3 protein-coding genes are annotated in these 3,830 nt (G+C 60.2%); 2 read left to right on the forward strand and 1 reads right to left on the reverse strand.

Annotation, left to right across the window (positions count from 1 at the left end; all coding sequences use genetic code 11):
• Window positions 1–74 precede the first annotated feature (74 nt).
• Window positions 75–494 (reverse strand): response regulator, encoded by a 420-nt coding sequence (locus tag NDI87_RS16985; RefSeq protein WP_296276764.1) that lies wholly within the window; start codon window positions 492–494, stop codon window positions 75–77.
• 379 nt (window positions 495–873) lie between these two features.
• On the opposite strand from NDI87_RS16985, the gene NDI87_RS16990 reads away from it, so the two are divergent.
• On the forward strand, window positions 874–1,902 hold the full coding sequence (locus NDI87_RS16990) for an efflux RND transporter periplasmic adaptor subunit (protein WP_296276766.1): 1,029 nt from the start codon (window positions 874–876) through the stop codon (window positions 1,900–1,902).
• Window position 1,903: 1 nt separating this feature from the next.
• The coding region (locus NDI87_RS16995) for an efflux RND transporter permease subunit (RefSeq protein WP_296276768.1) at window positions 1,904–3,830 on the forward strand (1,927 nt) is incomplete at its 3' end.

A 3,830-nucleotide genomic window follows, 5' to 3' on the forward strand; every position in this document is an offset into this window, starting at 1 on the left:
CGAATGACATCAAGAATGTCGTTGACTGGATTTTGTCCCGATAAGACTTGATCCGGGGGGCTTTTCCTCCCGGATCAATGCATGCCTGCGCACGACGACGCCTGATCGCTGCGCAAGGTCCATTGTTTGTGCATCATGGCGCTGTGAGTTGCATTGACAATATCGTCCGGGCCGGCGGGTTTGGCCAGGTAATCGTAGGCGCCCAGTGTGACGGCCTCTTTGGCTGTTTCCAGGGCCGGGTAACCGGTGATGATGATGACTTCACTTTCGGGCCATCGCTGCTTGATGGTGCTGAGAACGGCCATGCCATTCATGCCGGGCATCAAGAGATCAAGCAAGACCACATCAAAGGGACGTTGACCCATCACCTCCAGGGCAGCGGGGCCGTTGCTGACCATTTCGACCTTGCAATGGTCGCTTGCCAGTGATCTGGCATAACTGAGTCGAACGACCTCTTCATCGTCGACAACCAGGATTTTTGTGTCTTTAATCATTTTGATTACCTCGCAGTCACAATTTGGCAAGGTATAAGCAATAGTTGTGCCGCAGATTGATCTGGATTGATAATTCCTTTTAAATCAACGATTTGTGTCGTATTAGCCTTGTTTTGTCGTGGTCAGGGTGGCCACTTGTTATGTCTCTGGTACAAAAATAATATTCACCAACTTTATTTTTGGTCTGACGTGCCATCGTCAACCATGGCGGGATGACTCCGGGGCATGAATCTTGTAAGGCCATTTCTCCTCTTCCGTGTACTGCCGGGGGTATTCAAATATACTAGGCACAGTATTTCAAGGAAGCTTTATGCAAAAGTCTTTTTTAGGGCGTTCCTGGGTGCACCCAGTGCACTGTGGGTTGGGATTGCTTGTGCTGATGTCTTTGGCTATGGCGCCGGTGTTCGCCCAGACGTTGCCGCAAGTCAATGTGGCGGCGGTCCAGTTGAGGGCAGTCGGCAGCGGATTCGAGATGGATGGCGTGGTGCAGCCAGTCAAGCAAAGCACCGTGTCGGCGCAGGCGTCAGGGCGGCTTGTTGCGCTGGCCGTCAAGGCGGGCGATTCGGTGCGTGTCGGGCAGTTGCTGGCCACCATTGACGACCGCGAAACCCAGACCGGGGTGCAGCGCAGCCGGGCCGAGGCAGCGCAGGCGCAGGCTGAGCTGCGAAACGCGCAAGCCAGCTTTGATCGCACCCGTGAGTTGCTGGCCCAGGGGTTTGTCAGCAAAGCTGCCATGGACACCGCCGATGCCCAGCTCAAATCAGCGCAAGCGGGACGTGACCAGGCCAGCGCGGGCGAAAAGCAGTCCGGCTTGTCGCAGGGCTTTACCCGGGTGACCGCTCCGTTCGATGCCTTCGTGTTGCAAACACTCTCCGAGGTGGGCGACTTGGCTTTTCCTGGCAAGCCGCTATTGACGTTGTACGCGCCCTTGCCTCTGCGGGCGGTGGTGCAGGTGCCGGTGTCGCGATCAAGCCAAGTGCAGGGCAGCACTGCGGTGGAGGTGCAGGTGAGCGCTGCTGACGGGACGCTGCAATGGGTACGCCCCAGTCAGACCAGTCGTTTGCCAACGGCCGATGCCGTGTCGCAAACCATTGAGTGGCGGCTGGAGTTGCCCGCCGGCGCGAGCAAGAGCTTGCTGCCGGGGCAGCAGGTGCGGGTTCGCTTTGCCGCAGGCCAGTCACAGCGCTTGCTCATTCCGGCCTCTGCTGTCTTGCGCCGGGGTGAGTTAACGGCGGTCTATGTGGTGTCGGGCCAAGGCTTTGCGCTCAAGGCGATTCGCCTGGGGTCGGAGCATGGCGCCCAGGGTGTTGAAGTGTTGGCGGGCCTGAGCGACGCCGACCGGGTCGCGTTGGACCCGGTGCGCGCCGGTTTGGCCGGAGCCCAGGTTGTTGGCGGTGCAGCAAAGTGAGATGAGCATGTCGCATCAATCTTCATTGGGTATCTCCGGGCGGATGGCGAAGGCATTCAAGCGCAACGCCATCACGCCCTTGCTGGCTTTGGTGGCGTTGTTGCTGGGCCTGTTTGCCGTGTTGGTGACGCCGCGCGAAGAAGAGCCGCAAATCAACGTCACCATGGCCAATGTGCTGATTCCTTTTCCCGGGGCCAGCAGTGTCGATGTGCACAACATGGTGGCACGTCCGGCCGAGCAGGTGCTTAGCCAGATTGCGGGCATTGAGCACACTTACTCGGTGGCGCGCCCTGGCATGGCGGTGCTGACGGTGCAGTTCAAGGTAGGCGTGCCGCGCACCGAGGCGCTGGTGCGTTTGTATGACGTACTCAACGCCAACCAGGACTGGTTGCCGCGCGATCTGGGCACGCTCACGCCCATCGTCAAGCCCAAGGGCATTGACGATGTGCCCGTGCTGGCCGTGACCTTATGGAGCAAGGATGCCCTGCCTGCCGTCGATCTTGAGCGTGTGGCGCATACGGTCGAGGCCGAATTGAAGCGCGTGCCGGGAACCCGCGAGGTGAAAACCATCGGTGGCCCCGAACGTGCGGTGCATGTGTGGCTGGATCCGGTGCGCCTGCGTGAGCGCGGCGTCGATGTGTTGTCACTCAAGGCCACGCTGGCCGCCGCCAATGCCAGCATGCCTTCCGGTGCCGTGCTCGATCCGCAAGTGCCTGGCGGCCAGATGCTCAGTGTGGAAACAGGTGAATTTCTACGCTCTGCACAGGATGTCGGCGATTTGGTGGTGGGTGTCAGCCAGGGACGACCGGTTTTTTTACGTGAAGTGGCGCGCATCGAGACCGGCGCCCAATTGCCGCAGCGCTATGTCTGGTACACGCCGGGGGTGGCGGCTTCTTTGGGTGCCGCTGCCGCCGATGAGGGCGTGGCTGCCGGCGGTGTCTATCCGGCGCTGACCCTGACCGTGACCAAAAAGCCCGGCACCAACGCGGTGGATGTCGCCAGTGCGGTGCGCATGCGGGTGCAGGAACTCGGCAATACGGTGATTCCCGGCAACATACAAACCACCATCACCCGGGACTATGGTGAAACCGCGGCCGAGAAGGCCAACAAGCTGATCCAGAAACTGGCCTTTGCCACCGGCTCGGTGATTTTGCTGGTGGGCTTTGCGCTGGGTCGGCGCGAGGCGGTGATCGTGGGGGCGGCCGTCATCCTGACCTTGACTGCCACACTGTTCGCCTCATGGGCCTGGGGCTTCACCCTGAACCGGGTGTCCCTGTTCGCGCTGATTTTCTCCATCGGTATTCTGGTTGACGACGCCATTGTGGTGGTGGAAAACATCCATCGCCATCAAATGCTGTTTCCAGAGCGCAGTTTGCGCGAGATCATTCCGCCGGCTGTTGATGAAGTGGGCGGCCCCACCATTCTGGCCACCTTGACGGTGATTGCGGCCTTGCTGCCGATGGCGTTTGTCAGTGGTTTGATGGGCCCCTACATGAGCCCGATCCCGATCAACGCCAGCATGGGCATGGCAATCTCCCTGCTGATTGCTTTCACGGTGACGCCTTGGCTGGCGCTGAAAATGATGCGCCAGCACCCCCACGGCGATGGCACGCCGGCACCGCCCACCGGCCTGGGACCAAAGCTGCAGCGCCTGTTTGCCTGGGTGCTGACGCCGTTTTTGAACAGCGTCAAAAAGCGCTGGCTGTTGCTCGCGGGCATTTTGGTGGCGCTGCTGCTTTCGGTCGGTCTGGCGCTGGTGCAGTGGGTCGTGCTGAAAATGCTGCCTTTTGACAACAAGAGCGAATTCCAGGTGGTGGTCGAAATGCCGGCCGGCACGCCGCTGGAGAACACCGCGGCTACCTTGCATGAGCTGGGTGCCTATCTGGCCCAGCAACCGGAAGTGTTGAACCTGCAGGCCTATGCCGGCA

The organism is Rhodoferax sp. (genome assembly GCF_023701345.1).
Taxonomy (GTDB): domain Bacteria; phylum Pseudomonadota; class Gammaproteobacteria; order Burkholderiales; family Burkholderiaceae_C; genus Rhodoferax.